Source organism: Paenibacillus medicaginis (assembly GCF_042138635.1).
GTDB lineage: Bacteria > Bacillota > Bacilli > Paenibacillales > Paenibacillaceae > Paenibacillus > Paenibacillus medicaginis.
The window spans coordinates 1-18026 of sequence record NZ_JBHIRY010000051.1 but is presented as its reverse complement, the minus strand read 5'-3'; the positions used below and the strand labels follow the sequence as shown (position 1 = coordinate 18026).

The window sequence follows — 18026 nt, the reverse complement described above, 5'->3', positions numbered from 1 at the left end:
TTATAGGCGGGTTCCGCACTAACCTCAGCCGTAAAATAACCATAAGGAAAGGCGACGGTAACAGGGTTGGAAGAGGCCCCGGTGACGATAAATTCTTCTCCCACCGAGATAGTTGGCTTGCCTACACTGTTGAAATCCGAACCGCTCGGCTCCCCTTCGTCGTTGTAGGTGGCATAGTCATAGCGCTTTTCGTCTTTGGAGGAAGCATCGCTCATGATCGCTCTTGATTTGTCGCTTTCATTCACGATTCGGTAGCTGTCTCCTTTGTTCAGCTTATAGCGTTCCAATGCCGGGACAGAAGAAGCACTGTAGGAAATACCATCCTTGAGCGTTACGGTCAGCGGATTGGGGCCGACAGCCGTTATAACCCCCCAGCCTCCTGCCGGAATGCCCGGGTTCGTGGCGGAGTCCATATTATCCGAATATATTGTTCCGTCTTCCCGGTAGACGGCATAATCAATCACGTTCTGTTTGGAGGAAGAGGCATCGTTTGTCATGGTTTTGAGCGAAGTGGTATCATTGCTGAATTCATAGCTTTCTCCCGGATAGACCACTAGTTTTTCATTGGCCAAAGCCGTAAGCCGCATTACCGGCGCAGGTGCATCGGTATAGACACTCTCTCCTACTGCAGCGTTGGGAGCCGTCTGCTGTTCTGTTATCTGAAGCTGTGACTCGGCGGCATTTGCCGAAGGGACGGACCATCCGCCTGCAGACAACACCACAGCCAGAATAGTCGCGCCTATTTTTTTACGCAACATATAACCTGAACCCTCCTAATTCTGTAAATCCGTTTTTTTTCTGCTTCTATTTTCGACTTCCTATGAACTGTATGTTTCTCCTGATTTAAATCCTGGATCTATAGATACCCTCCTTTTCCATATAAATGGGTTATCCTATCAATATCGGAACATGTTTGGGATATTTTTATAGTCCAATATACCCTAATTAAAAATCGTCTATGAAGACCATAACAGACAAATTAAAATATACAGAATACTTTTCAGCAGCAAAGCCGCCCTTCAACTAAAGCGAAGGACGGCTTTTTCTGGAATAATCAGTACCATACCATCAAGTTTCAAAATTTCGGACTCGTACTTCCTGCTGATCCTTCACCGCCATGTGCATCAAGAATCAGCGCCGCAGTTCGATATTGTAAGCGGTTGCCGTCCCAATGCTCAGCTCGGCTACAGCCGCTTGTCCACTCACAACAGTCAGCCCCCCAGCCGCGCTGCCGTTGATCAGGATGTTATAAGATCCCGGCTGAAGTCCGGTGAATGACACTTTCGTTGTATGAGCTGCTCCGGGCGTGGTACTGGTTAGCGAGAAGCGGATATTGCTTTTGTCCTTGGCCACAGTGGCCGTCGTGTAAATGTCGCGCTCCAATGACATGCCCAGCTTTTCGGTGATCAGGTTCAGCCGCTGAAACACGCCGTCCTTCGGTGTGATAACATAGCTGCCCCCACTCTCACTCACTTCACAGCCGTATCCGTACAATCCGAAGAGCGGGTCGACCGCCACGTCGGCACTCAAAATTTTGATTGCGCCCCACAGGCCAAGATCGGCTTCGCCGGACATTCCCCGCCAGCCGTTGAATAACGGTCCACCTCCAACGCCAAATGCGCCATAGTTGCCTTTGGTCATTTGATAAGTCCAGGCCACCGCGCCGATATTGGCCGGATCAGAGCTGATCTGCCCGGAGTTGATCGCGCTAAGGTTGCCAAGCTTGGAAGCATAGGTCAGGCGCTGCTCAATCTCCGGATTGGCGGAATGATTGCGCACCCAGTCGTCCATCGCATATCCCTGCAGAGCGACGGTGTACTGGAAGTTCCACCACGGTTCCCCGGTAATCGTAACCGGCACGGAGTAAAAATACCATAACGGCATATGCCCACGCGTGGCCCGGACCTTCGTGTTGATCTTTTGCTGCATGGTAAGGTTGTTGTTCATCTTCGCCAGCGTGTAGACGGATTCCTCGCCGGTATTGTCGTAGTTGTACTCTGACCCGTACGGGTACGTTGTATTTTTGAAGTTGTTGTATTTGGTTGCCATTTTACCCGCAAGGTCATTGGCCTGTGTCGTATAACCCTCATCCCTTAGGGCCTTGATGATGTCAGGTGTCGTCATTTCGCCCATCAGACCGGTATTCCAGTTGTAAGCAACCGGACCATCATAAAGGGCTTTGAAAATATTGTAGGCGCGCAGCAGGTAAGTCGTACGGGGTTGGATGTAACTCACCATGTTCGGGTACAGCTTGGCAATCTTGTACATGCTGAAATAGGTGTTGTACACATGCGGATAAGCGTACCCCCGGTAAGTTGGCGTCGTATTGGGCTCAGGCATTAAAAAGTCATGAATGAGATAATCCGAATGATGTCCGTTCATCAGATTGGTCCAAATCGCCGTTTCCAGATACTTGTCCACTGCAGTGATTTCCGAGGCGACCGGCTTCTGCACATTTTTCTCAGCCAGAAACTGGCCATGCGTATACCCCCAATCGTCGCCCCAGCCCCAATACCCGTTAAACACGTTTCTGCGTGATTTGGTCTGCATCATCCAGTCATCGAAGACTTTGTCGCGCAGATCACCAGGCACATTCCACTGCTGCTTCTCGACCATAAAGGTCGCATGGCGCTGCAAAGCATCACCAATCGGCTCGATAGCGTAAAATTGCAGCACAGTTTTTTCGCCATTTCCGTAGTTGACGGTAATGTTATTTTGACCCAGGCGGCTAAGCTGAAGCGAATATAAGCGGTGACCTCCCGCCGCAGTACCAAGCGGAGTGATCGTCGTCTGGGAAGCATACTGCGCGGCGAGCGACGCAATCTGCTTATTCGTCCGCAGGCTGAACTTGGCGGTCTGATCCGTCGGCACGATCATGCCCGGGATGACGGTAACATCAATCATACCTTCTCCATACAGCCTGTCTTTTACCGCCTGCTCATTTGCTGCTTTAAAAAATTTGAACGCATACGTTTTGCTTTCTCCAGGCGCCAGCACGAGGCTCGTATTTGGCAAATAGCCGCGATTGGTGCTCTTGATCACATTGGAATGGATATAGAACACCGTCAAGCCTTCGGGCCAGCCGCCCTGGTCGGCCGCCCATGTGCTGCCAGAATGCTCTTCGACACGCCAGTTGTCCATATATTCAAAGCCTGCGCCGGTGGAGGCATCAGGAATCATAAGAAGCGTGTTTCCGATTCCGCTCGGTCGCTGAACCGTAATATAGGAATTGTTGTTGGCCACATTGGAGTGGGTAACGACCCGGGTTTCATAAATTTGTTCGTTATTGCCCCCGGACCAATACTCATTGAACGGCAGCGGCAGGCCGAAATCCCCGATTTCAAGGGGTTGTCCACTTGTATTCGTCACTGTGATCGACCAGCGCAAATAATCGCTGACCAGGGAGTAGGATTCATCCACTTTGAAATTGCGAATGCCCTGCGCATTACTGGAGTTTTGATAGGTCACGTTGACCGTGCTGCCATTCTGACTCTGGGTCCGTCCGTCGGCAGAACGGCTGCTCCAGGCTGTCGTCCATGCCCCATTATTCAGGCGGTACGTAAACATCAGCTCGCCCAGCCACTGGTGCTCGGACGTGTTTTGCTGCGGGGCGTTGGTGGCATTCATCACATAGTTGGTCGGGAAGCTGTCACCGACAATCTGCAGATTCGTAATTTCTCCGTAATTTCCGACCGTCACCCGAAAGTTTCCATTAGAGAGGTTATAGACGGCTGCTTGTTTAAATTCTCTCATACGCTGTTCCCCCTTCATCTAATCCGCAATGACCAAAACAGCACGCTCCTTCGAATTCATCCGCTTTTGCAAACCACCTCCTCTCTACAAATCTATTATATGGAATTATATGAGATTGGAAATGAATACCTGTCCTACTCCGCTCATGGTGATGTCCCTTCCAAATAGATGCTTGACGAAAAGCCTGAGGCGAATTTACTCTATGAATTGAAGTTATTCTTTAATAGAATCTAAATCTCATAGCGCATTGCCGCTGAATAGGAGAGCCAAAGTTGAATAAACAGGAAATACATAACAAAGGAATCGCCTTCAGCATAAGATCAGCCGTCCCTGAAGACGCGGAACAGCTATCCGAATTAAGATTGCAGATTGATGGCGAGACCGAGTATCTGGACAGGGAACCCGGAGAGGCCTTCATAGATATTCCGGGATTTGAGCAGCTGATAAAAACAGACACAGACAAGCCACGAAACTTGTTTTTGGTGGCCGAGGTTAGTAACCGGATCATCGGATTTTCCAGGTGCGAAGGCAATGATTTAAAACGGTTTTCCCACAAGGTTGAGTTTGGAGTTTGTGTATTGAAGGATTACTGGGGTTATGGTATAGGAAAAAATCTGCTTCAGGAGTCGATCGGTTGGGCCGATAGCACAGACATTCAAAAAATGACCCTGAACGTACTGGAGACGAACGACAAGGCCATTTCACTGTATCAAAAGCTGGGCTTCGAAATTGAGGGTGTACTGAAGAACGACAAACTGCTGGCCGACGGCGGATTTTACAATACGGTGGTGATGGGCAGGTTAAAAGAATAGCAACCAAAAAGCCGTCCCCTCTCTGCGGAGCTGAGGACGGCCTGCTTTTTCAGCGGATCAAATGCTGGCAAAATATCGCTTTTCTTTCTGAATATCAATCGGTTGACTGCCGGATATATTCAGCCATATCCCGGTTTTATCATCGGAAACTTTAAAGCGCGGATAGCGGATACATTCCGGATCACCGTTCTCGGCATCGATCAGCCATTCGGTATACGGCTCCAGTCCAAGCGCAATAATCTGCTTCAATAGTGTCTCCTCGGCACTGTAGGTCCTCTCCCCGCTCTCTCCTTCAGGATAATAGAGCCCGTCCGTATACAGGAGCAGACCTGTCAGTTGGATGCGGTTGATTTTACCGTACTCGATATAGCACTCCGTATCCGGACGGCCATTAAGCACCGAGTACCCGTGATCAGTGTTCATTTTTTCTTTATTTTGCAAAATGCGCGGCTTCACTAGCTCCCACAAAACGTCTTTCGTCCGTACTCCCCCCTGGATCGCCTCCTTCCAGATCAACTTCGATTCATAGTCAATATGAGCCACATGGTCCCTTGTAACGGCACGGACACTTCCATCCGCGTAGGAAGCCATAATCATGCAATCACCGGACTGAACGTACTCAATATGATGGTCCGTAATCCGTACAACGGCTATGCCTGCCGTCCAGAGCTGGTCCTTCGCCGCCATCGGAATCCCGTAGGCCTGCATTTCTTCACCCAGCAGCCGGTTCGCCTCCCTGGTCAGCTCCTCCAGCGTCCTCTCTTCCCCTGTACCGATTTGTTCGAAATAATGCATCAGCAACTGAGAGGCCATTCTTCCCCCGGTTTCACCTTCAGGTCCACGAAAAGGCACAAGCGACGTCGCCCCGTCCACCACTCCGTAAATGCTTGCTTCCTTGTTTGCAATCATGGCATCCTCGTTCCAGATGCCACTTCCTTTTACCGATAAAGCTTGCACTTCCATAGCGCAAATCCCTCCTTTGGTTCGCCGGTGCAGGAATAATATTCAATAATTTCGTGAAGCTACGGAAGCAAATGAAGAAGCTCCTTCGTTCCGGCCTCCGACTCCGGCACAGCCTCCAATTGCTCCATCAGCCGATTGATCTCAGTCCAACTGCGCTCATCATCTATTGCAGGGCGCAGCTCCCTGAACAATCCCTTTGCATCCAGCAATTGCTTATAGAGTAGTTCCTGACCGGTATTCCGCTCCAGCTCTGACAGTACATCCAGGCGGACAGGAATATAGCCCGTCCCCGCAAACAACGAATACTGCTGCCCGTAGGATGAAAGAAATCCGGTCAGTTGGGCCGTATACGGGCTTCGGTCCTCTCCGGCCAGGACGGCGAAACCGTCGATCCGCGGCTGAAGCCCTTGGTCGGCAGCCCCCGGAAGCAGAAACATTCCATAGTTGAACTTTCCCGCAATGTAGCGGTCGAGCCATTGGATGTTTTTAGAATCCGAAATCAGGAATAGGGTCTCCCCGTTCATAAACTCGCTGGAAGCCAGACGATGCTGCAGCGGACTCATAATTCCGGAGCGAAAGACAAGACCGTTCCAGGCCTCCAACAGTTCCTTTAGCTTCGCCTGCCTTTCCTCTTCACCAGGCCTCCCCCATAAATTGAGGAACAGAAAAGGCAAAACATCGTCGACGGCCAGCACCTGCTTCCATTTGAGCGAAACGTTGCGTGTGCTGAGGCTGTCCACCCAGGCGGAAAGGGCTGTGGCCATTTCCGTCAAATCCGCGAACGGCATAACCTCAGCAAATCCCGCGCGCGTCAGTTTATCCCGATTATAAAATACGACCGGAACGGAGGCGCCCACCGGGACGGCCCACTGCTCCTCCTTATAAGTAAACGCCGCTTTGGCAGAAGGCAGCATGTCAAATGGTACGGCTTCGTAAAGCTTCGTCTGCTGCAGAGCCCCCAATTCCACCAGATTGGCCAATCCGTAGAAGCTGTTCAGCTCGGCCACATCCGGTGCTTTTCCTGCCGATATTGCGGCAAGCAGCTCGGTATACAACGAATCATAAGAATGAAACACCCTGACGTTCACTTCAATCCCGGGATGCTGTTTTTGAAAAATCTCCATCATCGTTTCCCAGGAACTGTCATAAATCCAGCACTCGATCGGCTCCGTTTCCATGACTCTTTGCTCAGGCAGCTGCCCGAGCTGGTGGAAATAGGTGGAGTATACGAGCACACTGCTTGCCAGGATCAGTACCATCAAAGCCCAAATGCTTCTGTTTTTGCTCCAGATTCGCTTTTTCCCCTCCGTCATCGGGTACGCCCCCTTGTGTTACACCTTGCTCCTGATTATAAAAGGGATGTGCCGCAAAAGAGAACCACAGATATTTCTTGCTACAGTGACAATCCTTTCCCTCCGGACAGCCTACTCGCGATGATGAGCGACAGCAAGGTGGTTAACGTAAGAATGGAAGCGAGAGCAGCGCCTGTTCCATAGTTGGAGGTGAATACCTCACTGTAGATCGTGACCGAGATGGTGGCGGTGGCTCCATAATAAAGCACCAGTGTCGAGCTGAGCTCGTTGATCGTTGTTATCCAGCTGAGAATGGCCCCGGAAATCACACCTGGTGCCATCAGACGGCCGGTTGTCTTGAAGAATGTCTTCATTGGCGGAACTCCCAAGCTGATGGAAGCCTCTTCCACACTCCGGTCAAGCTGATGAAGAATGGCGGTGCTGGAGCGGATGGTATAAGGAATTTTCCGTACCACATAAGCAATCACCAGGATGATCCACGTCCCTGTCAGCACTATCGGCGGCTTGTTGAACGCGATAATCAGGCTGATCCCGAGCACGGTCCCCGGCATAATGTAAGGAATCATGATAATGCTGTCGATCAGAGCGGTAAATTTGGACTTGCGGCGTACAAGCAGATAAGCAATCAGCATTCCGGCAACAACCATCATAATGATCGAAAGCACAGAATACGAATACGTATTTAAAATCGCCTTTGGTACCCGGAAAAACACTTCCTTATAACTGTCCAGGCTAAATCCTCTATGGAACACCGGACCGCTCTTGGCCAGGAAGGAAGTGATCAGCACTGTAAGCTGCGGCAGAATGGAAATGCACGCCGGTATGAACGCCAGTATAGTCATCAGAACCTTCGGCAGCGGCTTCAGCTTTTTCACAACCGGAGTGCGCATGCCGCTCATCGAATAGTTTTTGCGGGAGACGAAATAACGCTGTCCAAAAAGAATTACAGTCGAGAAAAAGATCATGATGACGCTCAGTGTACTGGCCATGGCCGGATTTCCGCCCATTTCACTTATAAACTGCTCATATGCAAGAATCGGCAGTACCTTGTAGCCCTGCCCCAGCAGCATCGGGGTGCCGAAATCCGCGAAGGAAGCCATGAACACCATGAGCGCCCCTGCTGACAACGTCGGAAAGATCAGCGGCAGTGTGATGGTGCGCAGTCTGTTCCAGGCTGTCATGCCAAGGCTTTCGGAAGCTTCTTCGAGCGAGGTATCGATCGTTTTGAGCGCCCCTGACACATACAGGAAAATATGCGGATAGAACTGCAGCGCGAATACAATCACAATCCCGTGCCATCCATAGATAGATGGCACCGATATGCCCAAATCACGGATGAAGCGGGTAATAAAACCGTTATTGCCCATTAGCAGAATCCAGGAATAAGCTCCGATAAAAGGAGGAGAAAACAGGGACATGATGACCATCATCTGCATCAGCCCCTTGAATTTGATATCATACCGGGTGGCAATATAAGCGAGCGGCAGCCCGATCAATATGGCCAGTACAGTAGCAAGCCCTGATACGATAAAACTGTTCAGCAGCGCCTGATGATAATATTTCAGCTTAAAAAAGCTCAGATAGTTCTCCAGGGTCAACCCGCCGTCCTTCCCCATGAAGCTGTTAAACAGCAGAGACACCAGCGGATAGACGATAAAGGCAGCCATGAATAGATACACAATGACCATAACAAAAGTCCAGAAATCCCATTTTCTCAGCAGCAGCCGCTGGCGGATCACGGTCGCTGCGGCCTGTGGCTCAAGCTTCGCCTGCACTGTAAATCACCTCCCGGCCTTCCCCGTCATACATCACGGAACGATGAAGCTGCAGATCCAGGAAGAGCTGCTGCTTCTCCTGCAGAAGCGTTTGCCCTTTCCCCGGATAATCATGAATATCGATGATGCTGCCATCCTGCAGTCTGGTCAAATAACTCACCTTATCCCCCAGGAAGCTGACGGCCTGAATTGTTCCCTGCACCGGATACTCGGAGCCCGGATCTGTGGAAATATGAATCTGCTCCGGACGAACGGAAAACATGACCTTTCCGGAATAGGACCGGTGCAAAGGCAGACACAGTTCAGTCTCCAGCAGCTTGATCACGCCCTGCGGCTCCTGATTGTCCTGGAAGGTGCAGACACCCTCAAGGAAATTGGAGGACCCGATAAAATTCGCCACAAACTGATTCTGCGGGTACATGTAAATATCACGCGGAGACGCGATCTGCTGAACGACACCTTCACTCAGGACAGCAATCCTGTCGGATACGGCAAGCGCCTCCTCCTGATCATGCGTGACATAAATCGTCGTGATATTCAGCTCCTTCTGCAGCTTGCGGATGTCGGTCCGCATCTTCACCCTGAGCTTGGCGTCCAGGTTCGACAACGGCTCGTCCATCAAAAGCAGTGCGGGACGGATAACGATAGCGCGGGCAAGGGCAATCCGCTGCTGCTGCCCTCCGCTCATATTATTCGGAATCCGGTCCCGGAGATGGGCCAGCTCGACCAGTTCCAGCGCCTCCATCACCCGGCTTTCGATTTCCTTCTTTGGCACTTTGCGCGCTTTAAGACCGTAGGCGACGTTGTCAAATACGCTGAGATGCGGGAAGATCGCATAATTCTGAAATACCATGCCGATATTGCGCTCATGGGTCGGAACATCGTTGATGACCTGATTCCCGAAATAAAGATTGCCTTCCTCCTGCATGTAAAAGCCCGCAATCGTGCGAAGCAGCGTCGTTTTGCCGCAGCCGCTCGGACCGAGCAGCGTAAAGAATTCGCCCTCTTCTATCGTGAAGCTCGCGTCGTTCACCGCTTTATGCTCGCCGAAGTATTTGGTTACATGATCAAACACCACTCTGCTCATCTTCTGCCTCCTCTTCTAGAGAATACGGTCAGCCGTTATCGGGCTGACCGTGTTCATTGTTCTTACTCCGCTCCCATCATGATTCCGACGAATCTCCCGATCACTTCATCTTTATGGTCGGAAGCCCATTTGAAATCGTAATCCACCAGCTTAATGTCGGCGGTTTGCGGCAACCCCTCTACCGGATCGACATCCTTCCGGATCGAACGGCGCTTGAATTCATCCTGCACAAGCTCCTGCACGTCCTTGCTGACTACAAAATCAATGAACTGCTGTGCTTCATTCAGATGCTTGGTGCCTTTGATGATGGCCGCGCCGTCTGGTACGGCAGAGGTGCCTTCCTCAGGATAAATAATGCCGATCTGCGAGCCGCCCTCAATGTATCGGAGAGCCGCGTCTTCAAGGGTGATGCCCAGTGCGAACTCACCGTCCGGCACCGCACGCTGCACAAGACTGGATCCGGATAAAATTTTGCCATCCATATTGGCCACCAGCTTTTTAACAAAATCCCAGCCCTTCTCATTGTCTCTTCCAAACGCAGTCAGCATGGTCACTGCCTGCGTATAGGAGGAGCCGGATTTACTCGGGTCGGCAAAAGCGATTTGACCTTTCCATTTGGGCTTCAGCAGGTCCTCCCAGGACTTAGGAAGATCTTGCTCGGACACTATTTCTTTGTTATAGGTGATGACCATCGGAAGCGCGTTGAACGGGGTCCAGGTATTGGACTCATCGACGTAATTCGGGAGAAGATTGTCATATTCCGAGGTCTTGTAAGGCTCAAAGTATTCGCTATAAGAAGCCAGGGAGTCCGCGCCGCCAGCCCAGAACACATCGCCGAGCGGGTTGCCGGATTCAGCCTGCACACGCTTGAGGAGTTCACCTGTTCCTCCGGTAATCAAATCGACCGTAATACCTGTGCGTTCCTGAAATTCCTTGATGATCGGGTTGTTGATTTCAGCAGCGTTAGGAGAGTAGATGGTCAGCGTGCCCGAATCTGAATCGGCAGCTGCATTCGAAGCGTCGGTAGCTGTGGAAGTGCCTGTATCCGATCCGCAAGCCGTTAACAGAACTGACGTCAATATTACACCCATTAAACCTGATAACCATATTTTCCTCATTTTTTTGCTCCCCTCATTTTTATGTTAATTTTTCTATCACTTTGCTTACTTTAACTATACGGAGATCGAACAAGAGCTACAATGAGACAAAATTGCAGGATTGTTTAATATTTTGTTCTATTCTCATATAGATTAAATAAAAAAAGAAGCCTGCCTCATAACAGCAGCCTTCACCAAATCCCCTGGTAAATCAGACATGTACATATCACATTATGTAATGTTCAAAACACGCTTCCTATACTCGGATGGCGTTTCACCGGTATATTTACGGAAAATCTGGCTGAAATACCTGGAATCCTGATACCCTACAGCCTGGGACACTTCATATACCCGGGTTGTCTCCTCACCAAGCAGCTTCTTGGCCTGCTCCATTCTGACCTGAGTCACATAATCGATAAAGCTGATCCCGGTACGCTTGCGGAATAGGCGGCTGAAATGCGCTTCGCTTAGATGGAAGCGGGATGCCAGGCGCTGCAGACTGAGCTCTTCCGTAAAATGCTTCTGAATGTATATCTCCACCTGCCGGAAGCCATCTGCATGCAGTGCCTTTTTATCCAGACTTTGCATATCGCCGTATACATGAACGCCCACACGATTTCCAATCCCTATTACTTTGGCGGCTTCACATGCCTCTTTATAAGCCGTGTCCAGCATCTTCAGCTCTCTGTACACTACGCTTACCCCCAAGCCAATTACGCTCTTCTGCATGCGGGATGCCGCCTTCTCCAGAAGCTGCGGATTCCCATGCTCCGCGGACAGGATCAGCACAGCCTCGTTTTCATTCATCCTGACCAGCGGACCCAGCATAACCGGCTGCAGCTCCTGCAGCGCTCCCCAGCGTTCTGGCTGTCCAGCCGTCGTCCGGTCCTCTGGAGCAGCTTTGACGCATACGATCTGAAAGCCTGCTGCAATCGACACCCGGTCCAGCATCTCATACAGCATTTCGGTAACAGAATGATCCACAATGCCGACCAGACGATCCCGCAGCAGCTTCTCAACGACCAGCGATTCACGCTCCATCCTCCAGTCGCTTAGCTGCTTAACGGTCAAAGCCTTGCTCCTGACATCATCAATCTGACGGCATACCTTCTCTACTGCCTGGATTAAAGCCTCCGGATCGGTGGGCTTCAGCACAAAATCGGACGCCTGCAGCTTTATCGCCTGCTGAGCATAGGAGAAGTCATCAAAGCCGGTCAGGAAAATAATTTTAAGCTCGGGACAGCACTGTTTTGCTGCTGCGGCCATGCTCAGCCCGTCCAGCCCGGGCATCCGGATATCCGAAATCAGAATATCCGGTCGGTGATTTTGAATTTCCTGCAGCGACCGGCTGCCGTCGGAGGCCTCCGCCACGATTCTGCAGTCCAGCTTCCCCCAATCAATCGTCTGCCTAAGCCCCTCCCGTATCATCCATTCGTCATCCGCAATCATTACCTTATACATAACTTTGCACCTCCTCGGCATTTCTAATGGCCGGAATCACGAGACACACCTTCGTCCCCTGACCGGGCGTGCTGTCAATCTTCAAATCATAAGTACTTCCAAAATGAAGCTCCAGCCTGCGGATCAGGTTGCGCAGACCGATTCCTGTATTCGCCGTTTGCCCCGGTTCATACCGCCCGCTCAAAATACTGTGCAGCTTGTCCTGCTCAATCCCTGTTCCGTTATCCTCCACCAGTATCAGCACCGTGTCCTCATGCAGCCGAGCCGATATTTGAAGATTGCCCCGCTCTGCCTTCATCTCCAGTCCATGGCTGATCGCATTTTCCACCAAGGGCTGGATAAGCAGCTTCGGAATGTACAGATCCAGCACGTCATCATCGACATTCAGCAGAATGGTAATTTTGTCATGAAAGCGAATCTCCTGGATGGTCAAATAGTTGCGGATCTGCTGAAAGTCCTCACGGATGGGAATGACGGTATTGCCGCGCCGGATACTGAACCGCAGCAGGCTGCCCAGCGATACGGCAATACTGCTGATCACCTCAATACGGTGAATTCTGGCCATCCAGTTGATGGAATCAAGGGCGTTATATAGAAAATGAGGTGTAAACTGCGCCTGAATCGCCTTGATCTCGGCCTCCTGCGCCTTCAACTGCTTCTCGTACACCTGGCTGATCAGATATTTGATCCGGTGCAGCATCTGGTTGAAGGTAGAACCCAGGTGCCCTACCTCATCCCTGTACCTGGAGGTAAAACTGACGTCAAGATTCCCCTTCTCGACCTGTCTCATCAATCGGCGCAGCTTACGGAGCGGACGGGTAATGTAATCGGACAGAAGATATGCCGTACAGTAAGAGATAAGCACACCGAAAATAACGATGAAGATCGTCAAATTGCGGATGCTGGCGCTCTCCCCGGTCAAGGCCGCGACCGGCACCACACTGATCATTTTGAAGCCGTACGTGTCGGAAGTATCGTAGATGACTACACATTTCGTTCCATTTTCCTCTATGCCAAAGAAGCCCTTTTTTCCCTGAAGCAACACGGTCAAGTAGCTTTTATCCAGCCGTGTGCCGACGGCCAGCTTGGATGGCGTACTGGAGATGATGTACCCCTTGCTGTCCAGCAGATACACCTCTCCTCCTTCGTACTGATGGGCTTTGTCATAGATATCCGCCAGCGCAGGCTCCATAATGTCCACGACAAAATACCCCAAGGGCCTGCCTGAATCAATCTGCTTGAGCAGCCTGCCCGAGCTGAGTACGGCCCCGTAATCTTCGAACTGCCTCAGGGAGTAATGGGTATCCCAGACGACATCGCCGCCCGCGAGTCTCGCCTTACGGAATAACCCCCAGTCCGGATTGTAGTGAAGGTACGAGCTTGGCATAAAATCACCGGTAAAATACCGGTCTCCGTTCTCACCAAGCACATAAAGCTGTATATCCCAGGATTTGAAGCCAAGAAAGCTGTTGAGAATCCGGTTTACGGTCTGCTGATCTTCATATTTCTCGGATACACTTCTTGATGCCGACTTGGCCAGAATGCTCTGAATCTCTTCATTGCCGTACAGATACATGGAGAGTTGTTCTATGTCCTGCACGAAATAATTGAGGCTGTAGTTAACCTGAGAAAGGTTCTCCAGGATGATTTCATAGGCTTTGGTCTGAATTTCGCTTGAGGCTTTGTTATAGGAGAAAATGCCGAGAACAGCAAGAGGAATGACGGCAATCAGCAAAAAAAGCAGCATCAGCTTCGTGCGAAGTTCCATCGCATACAATCGGTCCATCCAGGATTTCATGATCGTTTCACCCGTCTCACGGTTTGAATTTCAATCAATATAGCACAGAATCTCAAATCTACCAATCCATTAAAAGGAATCCCCAAAGTCTCATTGACCTGGGGATTCCTTTTATGTTCTGAGACGCCTCCGCTTTTCCGGAATTGCTTCCCCCTCTCCGCTGCTGCGGATAGATAGGTTGATTGTCAAACAGGCGTTTTGGACAAGGAAATCTTGTCCCCGTTCCGGGATGCAGACAGCATCTCTGCTTCCACGAGCCTGACGGAGAGAAGCGCGCTTTCCGGTGTCGTTCTCCGGATCGGCTCCCCACTCATGACACGCTCCAGGAAGTAACGCAGCTGCGGATAATATCCCATTTCATCTGACAGCTCGGCCACAAAACCCGGAGCGTCGCCCGGGTGAACCTTGACCTTGCCGTTTTCAAACACCAGATTGCCTTTTTCAAAATTCACCCGATATGTCATCGAGAACCCGAAATCTCCTTCCAGCGTCCAATCTACCTGGGCGTTCAACACTTTGCCGTCCTCGTAGAGATAATGGGTTGAGGCGATATCGTATCCACTGCCCGGGATACAGCTGCGGGCAATGGTCGATACCTGCTCTGGCATCCCGAAAATCCACTGGATGACGTCGGAATCGTGAATATGCATATCAAGCAGCGCTCCCCCGCTGCGCTTGGCTTGCAGCAGCCATCCCTTCGGAGCCTCGCTGCCGCGAAAGAAATAACCGCCTGTCGCCTGTCCGAATCTGCCGCTGTCCACCGTCTCCTTCAGGTAGACATAAGCGGGCCAGAAGCGGAGACATTGGCCGATCATCAGCTTTCCCCTGCTTGTGCGGGCAGTCTCTGCCATGCGTGCCGCTTCCTCCGAGTTGATAGCCATCGGTTTTTCACAAAACACATGATAGCCCCACTGCAGCAGATCACAGGCGATATCCGCATGCAGATCAGTAGGCAGTGTAATATCGATCACATCCAGCTTTTCGTTCTGTAGCATGTCCTCCAAATCCTTATATAGCCGGAAAGCGGACAGCTCGATTGGGCTTGTGTCCGTCTCTGTGGAGATATTGCCTTCCACCTTCTCATGCTTGAGCTCGTCAATCCGCACATCGCAGATCGCCGCCACTTGAATGGGCATGCCTTCCCTCATCATACGGACATAGTTTTCCAGATGCATATGTCCCATAAACCCGTAGCCTACCAATCCAATGTTCAGCATGAGGCTCTCCTCCCTGATTCAATCACTTTGTATCCTGCAGGATGGCGTCCATCGAACGGGACGTATTGTATACAATCTGAACGGAATGATGCTTGTAGGACGGAATCATTTCCGCAGTTACGTAATTGTCGTATCCGATGGCCTGCAGCGCTTCGACGACAGCCGGATAATTCACATCCCCTGCGAGCAGATCGACAAAGCCAGCCAATCCCCCCACTTCGCGCCTGTAATCCTTGAAATGAACCTTCTTGATCCGATGGCCCAGGATGCTGATCCAGTGCTCCGGATATCCGGAATGCACAACATTGCCAACGTCAAAATAAGAACCGACATGATCCGAGCCAACGGTATCAATAAATCCTTTCAGCTCCAGGGGCGAGAGGAAAAACTTGTTCCAGACATTCTCCAGTGCGATGGCAACACCTGCAGCACGCGCGTAATCGGCGAGGCCGGATACGGCTTCCAAAGCCCGCTCATACACCTTGTCATAGCTTACCGCCGGGAAATCCGGGATAAAATCGACGCCTACCGCGCCGGGGATGACCAGAATGGCGTCCACGCCAAGGACCTGGGCAAGATCAAGCTGCTTTTTGCAGATATCAACCGCCTTCTGCCTTACGCCGGGATCATCGCTTGTCATGGAGTAATCCCAATACAGTCCGGTCGCAAGACCCGCGATCTCCAGCCCTGCGCTGTGTACAGAATCCTTAATGCGAATAGCATCCTTGTCCCCAATGTTCAGCCCCAGCTCTCCCTGTTCGGTAAGAGCCAGTTCAATGCCTGCAAAACCCGCGTCTTTGGCAATTTCAGCACATTCCGCAATAGGCATGTCCCCCGGAAACGACCAAATGTTGATGCCTTTTTTCACAATACCGCCTCCTGTCCTATACAGAGCAGCGCTTGCTTCTCTCTGTAGAAAGGGTATGATTATCCATATGAATCACGGATATTTTATCAGAAGACTGGCGGAAATGATTTAGGGAAAGAAGGGAACCTTTTGCACAATTCCGGTCTTTATCAAAAGACGACATCCTTCATAGAATGGTCTCCGGGCATCCATTATGCCCGCTTTCAGAAGCTTCCCCCGGGTACTCTGCCAGGAAGAAGGATTTATGATTTTGAGCTGCTATATGTGCGCAAGGGGGAAGCGGCCACGCATCTGCAGGACGGGACAACCATTACCATACCGGCCGGGAGGCTGCTCTTTATTCCGGCCGGTGTCTATCATCGAAATGAAGTGTTATCTTCCCCACACGCCCAATTTATCGGAATTCACTTTGATTTCTTCCATGAAATGACGATTCTGAACGATACGGATATGGTGGTGAACGAGGCTCGGGTTGAGGAGGGAAAATTCGGCGTTGAGGCGGTAGCCGAAGGCTTCGAGCCTTTATCAAGCCGCTGGCTGTATGCCCCCTCTCCGCTCTGCGTGCAGCTTATGGAGCAGCTTGTCCACGAATTTACGATGCGCCCGCCCGGCTTCAGCGTCATATGCAAAGGCCTCATGCTTCAGATTCTCGGCCTGCTGCTCAGGGCGCAAAAAAGCTATGATCCTGTGAAGCTGCCGCAGCAGGGCAACCGGATGCTGGAATTGATGGCGGCGATGGAAAGCGATCCTGCCGCCTCGTGGTCCAATCCCCTGCTCGCCGAACGGCTCTGCATGAATGAGGATCATATGATCAAGGTGTTCAAAAAGATAGCAGGCATGCCTCCTGGTGAATATATCCAGATGCTGCGGCTCCGCGAAGCGAGAAGGCTGCTGCGGGAGACCGACCTTACCATTGAAGAGGTTGGGCGGTCGGCAGGATATCCGGACATCCACTACTTCAGCCGCCTGTTCCGCAAAAGTGAAGGCATGCCTCCGCGCGCTTACCGCAATGTATCCCGGATTCTGTAACAAGCGCAAAAAAACTGCGCACCAGTTTGCGCAGCCCTGCTTCTTGTTTTGAATATTTCAAGAATTCTTCACAATACGGAACCAAACTGGCCCGTTCGAGTCATATTTTTTTATGCACCATTAAATTAACATTATTTTGTTCTGATCGATAAACAGCTGAAACTACTATAATCAATAGAAGGAGATTGATATGAACAACAAAAACACATTTAATCCTTTCCGAAGACTTCATTTTTATGCTGCCTGGTTTATTACACCCCTGCTTTTAACATTGACCCTGTCGGGTATCGGTTATTTATTTTATACGGATGTCGAAAATAACATGTATCAAAAAGAATTTTTCGGACAAAGCGGTATCAAAGTAAATCAAAGTATAGATGATGCTATTAAGGAAATAAGCGACAAATACCCAGGTTATAACATTGAAAAAATCAGCATGATGGAGGAGCCCTATAACAACAGAGTTACGATCAGCAATGAGGAAGGCGAATCCCGTTATATTTTTTTGGACAACAACAATCAAATCGTCGCTGCTCAAAATGCTAAATACACATACTCTAATTTTATGAGAAACTTTCATAGCTCCCTTTTTACTGGAAGCACATTTATCCGCTATTTAGTTGAATTGACTGCTTGTTGGACCATATTTCTAATTGTCTCAGGTACATATATGACTTTTAAAAAGAAGTTGCTTGCCATCAAGCCGAAACAAGGAACCAACAAACTTAAATTTCAAAAGATTCACGCCATATTGGGACTTGTTATTGCGATACCTTTAGGGATTGTAGCAAAATAAACTACCTGTTTTTAGGCGAAATTGTGTAGTTCCATTCTCCATGAAAGTCATTTTTTT

General features: G+C 50.4%; 12 protein-coding genes and 2 pseudogenes. 3 read left to right on the top strand and 11 right to left on the bottom strand.

The window, feature by feature from the left end; all coding sequences use genetic code 11:
- Positions 1–758 (bottom strand): annotated as a pseudogene (locus tag ACE5LO_RS26620) (hypothetical protein); the annotation flags it as partial.
- A gap of 379 nt (positions 759–1137) precedes the next feature.
- Positions 1138–3753 (bottom strand): annotated as a pseudogene (locus tag ACE5LO_RS26615) (DUF5695 domain-containing protein); the annotation flags it as partial.
- Between the two features lie 272 nt (positions 3754–4025).
- On the opposite strand from ACE5LO_RS26615, the gene ACE5LO_RS26610 reads away from it, so the two are divergent.
- Positions 4026–4565, top strand: a complete 540-nt coding sequence (locus tag ACE5LO_RS26610) for a GNAT family N-acetyltransferase (protein ID WP_375522938.1) — start codon at positions 4026–4028, stop codon at positions 4563–4565.
- Positions 4566–4622: 57 nt separating this feature from the next.
- Here ACE5LO_RS26610 and ACE5LO_RS26605 read toward each other — a convergent pair whose 3' ends face one another.
- The 9 genes from ACE5LO_RS26605 to ACE5LO_RS26565 form a co-directional block, all read right to left on the bottom strand.
- Positions 4623–5528, bottom strand: a complete 906-nt coding sequence (locus ACE5LO_RS26605; protein WP_375522937.1) for a protein phosphatase 2C domain-containing protein — start codon at positions 5526–5528, stop codon at positions 4623–4625.
- A gap of 59 nt (positions 5529–5587) precedes the next feature.
- On the bottom strand, positions 5588–6841 hold the full coding sequence (locus ACE5LO_RS26600; RefSeq protein WP_375522936.1) for an extracellular solute-binding protein: 1254 nt from the start codon (positions 6839–6841) through the stop codon (positions 5588–5590).
- An 80-nt stretch (positions 6842–6921) separates the two neighbouring features.
- Positions 6922–8616: an ABC transporter permease gene (locus tag ACE5LO_RS26595; RefSeq protein WP_375522935.1), complete on the bottom strand. Its 1695-nt coding sequence runs from the start codon at positions 8614–8616 to the stop codon at positions 6922–6924.
- Positions 8600–9703 carry an ABC transporter ATP-binding protein gene (locus ACE5LO_RS26590; protein ID WP_375522934.1) on the bottom strand — a complete coding sequence of 368 codons (1104 nt, stop codon included), beginning with the start codon at positions 9701–9703 and terminating at the stop codon, positions 8600–8602. The genes ACE5LO_RS26595 and ACE5LO_RS26590 overlap by 17 nt, the downstream gene beginning before the upstream one ends.
- Before the next feature lie 62 nt (positions 9704–9765).
- Positions 9766–10821 carry an ABC transporter substrate-binding protein gene (locus ACE5LO_RS26585; RefSeq protein WP_375522933.1) on the bottom strand — a complete coding sequence of 352 codons (1056 nt, stop codon included), beginning with the start codon at positions 10819–10821 and terminating at the stop codon, positions 9766–9768.
- Positions 10822–11031: 210 nt separating this feature from the next.
- Positions 11032–12261, bottom strand: coding sequence for a response regulator (locus tag ACE5LO_RS26580; protein WP_375522932.1), 1230 nt, complete (start codon positions 12259–12261; stop codon positions 11032–11034).
- Entirely contained in the window at positions 12254–14059 is a 1806-nt protein-coding gene (locus ACE5LO_RS26575) for a cache domain-containing sensor histidine kinase (RefSeq protein WP_375522931.1), read from the bottom strand. The genes ACE5LO_RS26580 and ACE5LO_RS26575 overlap by 8 nt, the downstream gene beginning before the upstream one ends.
- A 185-nt stretch (positions 14060–14244) precedes the next feature.
- Positions 14245–15276, bottom strand: coding sequence for a Gfo/Idh/MocA family protein (locus ACE5LO_RS26570; protein WP_375522930.1), 1032 nt, complete (start codon positions 15274–15276; stop codon positions 14245–14247).
- A 22-nt stretch (positions 15277–15298) separates the two neighbouring features.
- Positions 15299–16144: a sugar phosphate isomerase/epimerase family protein gene (locus ACE5LO_RS26565; RefSeq protein ID WP_375522929.1), complete on the bottom strand. Its 846-nt coding sequence runs from the start codon at positions 16142–16144 to the stop codon at positions 15299–15301.
- Between the two features lie 129 nt (positions 16145–16273).
- Between ACE5LO_RS26565 and ACE5LO_RS26560 the strand changes: the two genes are divergently transcribed.
- Both ACE5LO_RS26560 and ACE5LO_RS26555 read left to right on the top strand, forming a co-directional pair.
- The gene (locus ACE5LO_RS26560) at positions 16274–17173 is read left to right on the top strand and encodes a helix-turn-helix domain-containing protein (RefSeq protein ID WP_375522928.1); all 900 of its coding nucleotides are present in this window, start codon (positions 16274–16276) and stop codon (positions 17171–17173) included.
- Between the two features lie 190 nt (positions 17174–17363).
- On the top strand, positions 17364–17969 hold the full coding sequence (locus tag ACE5LO_RS26555) for a PepSY-associated TM helix domain-containing protein (RefSeq protein ID WP_375522927.1): 606 nt from the start codon (positions 17364–17366) through the stop codon (positions 17967–17969).
- Positions 17970–18026 lie beyond the last annotated feature (57 nt).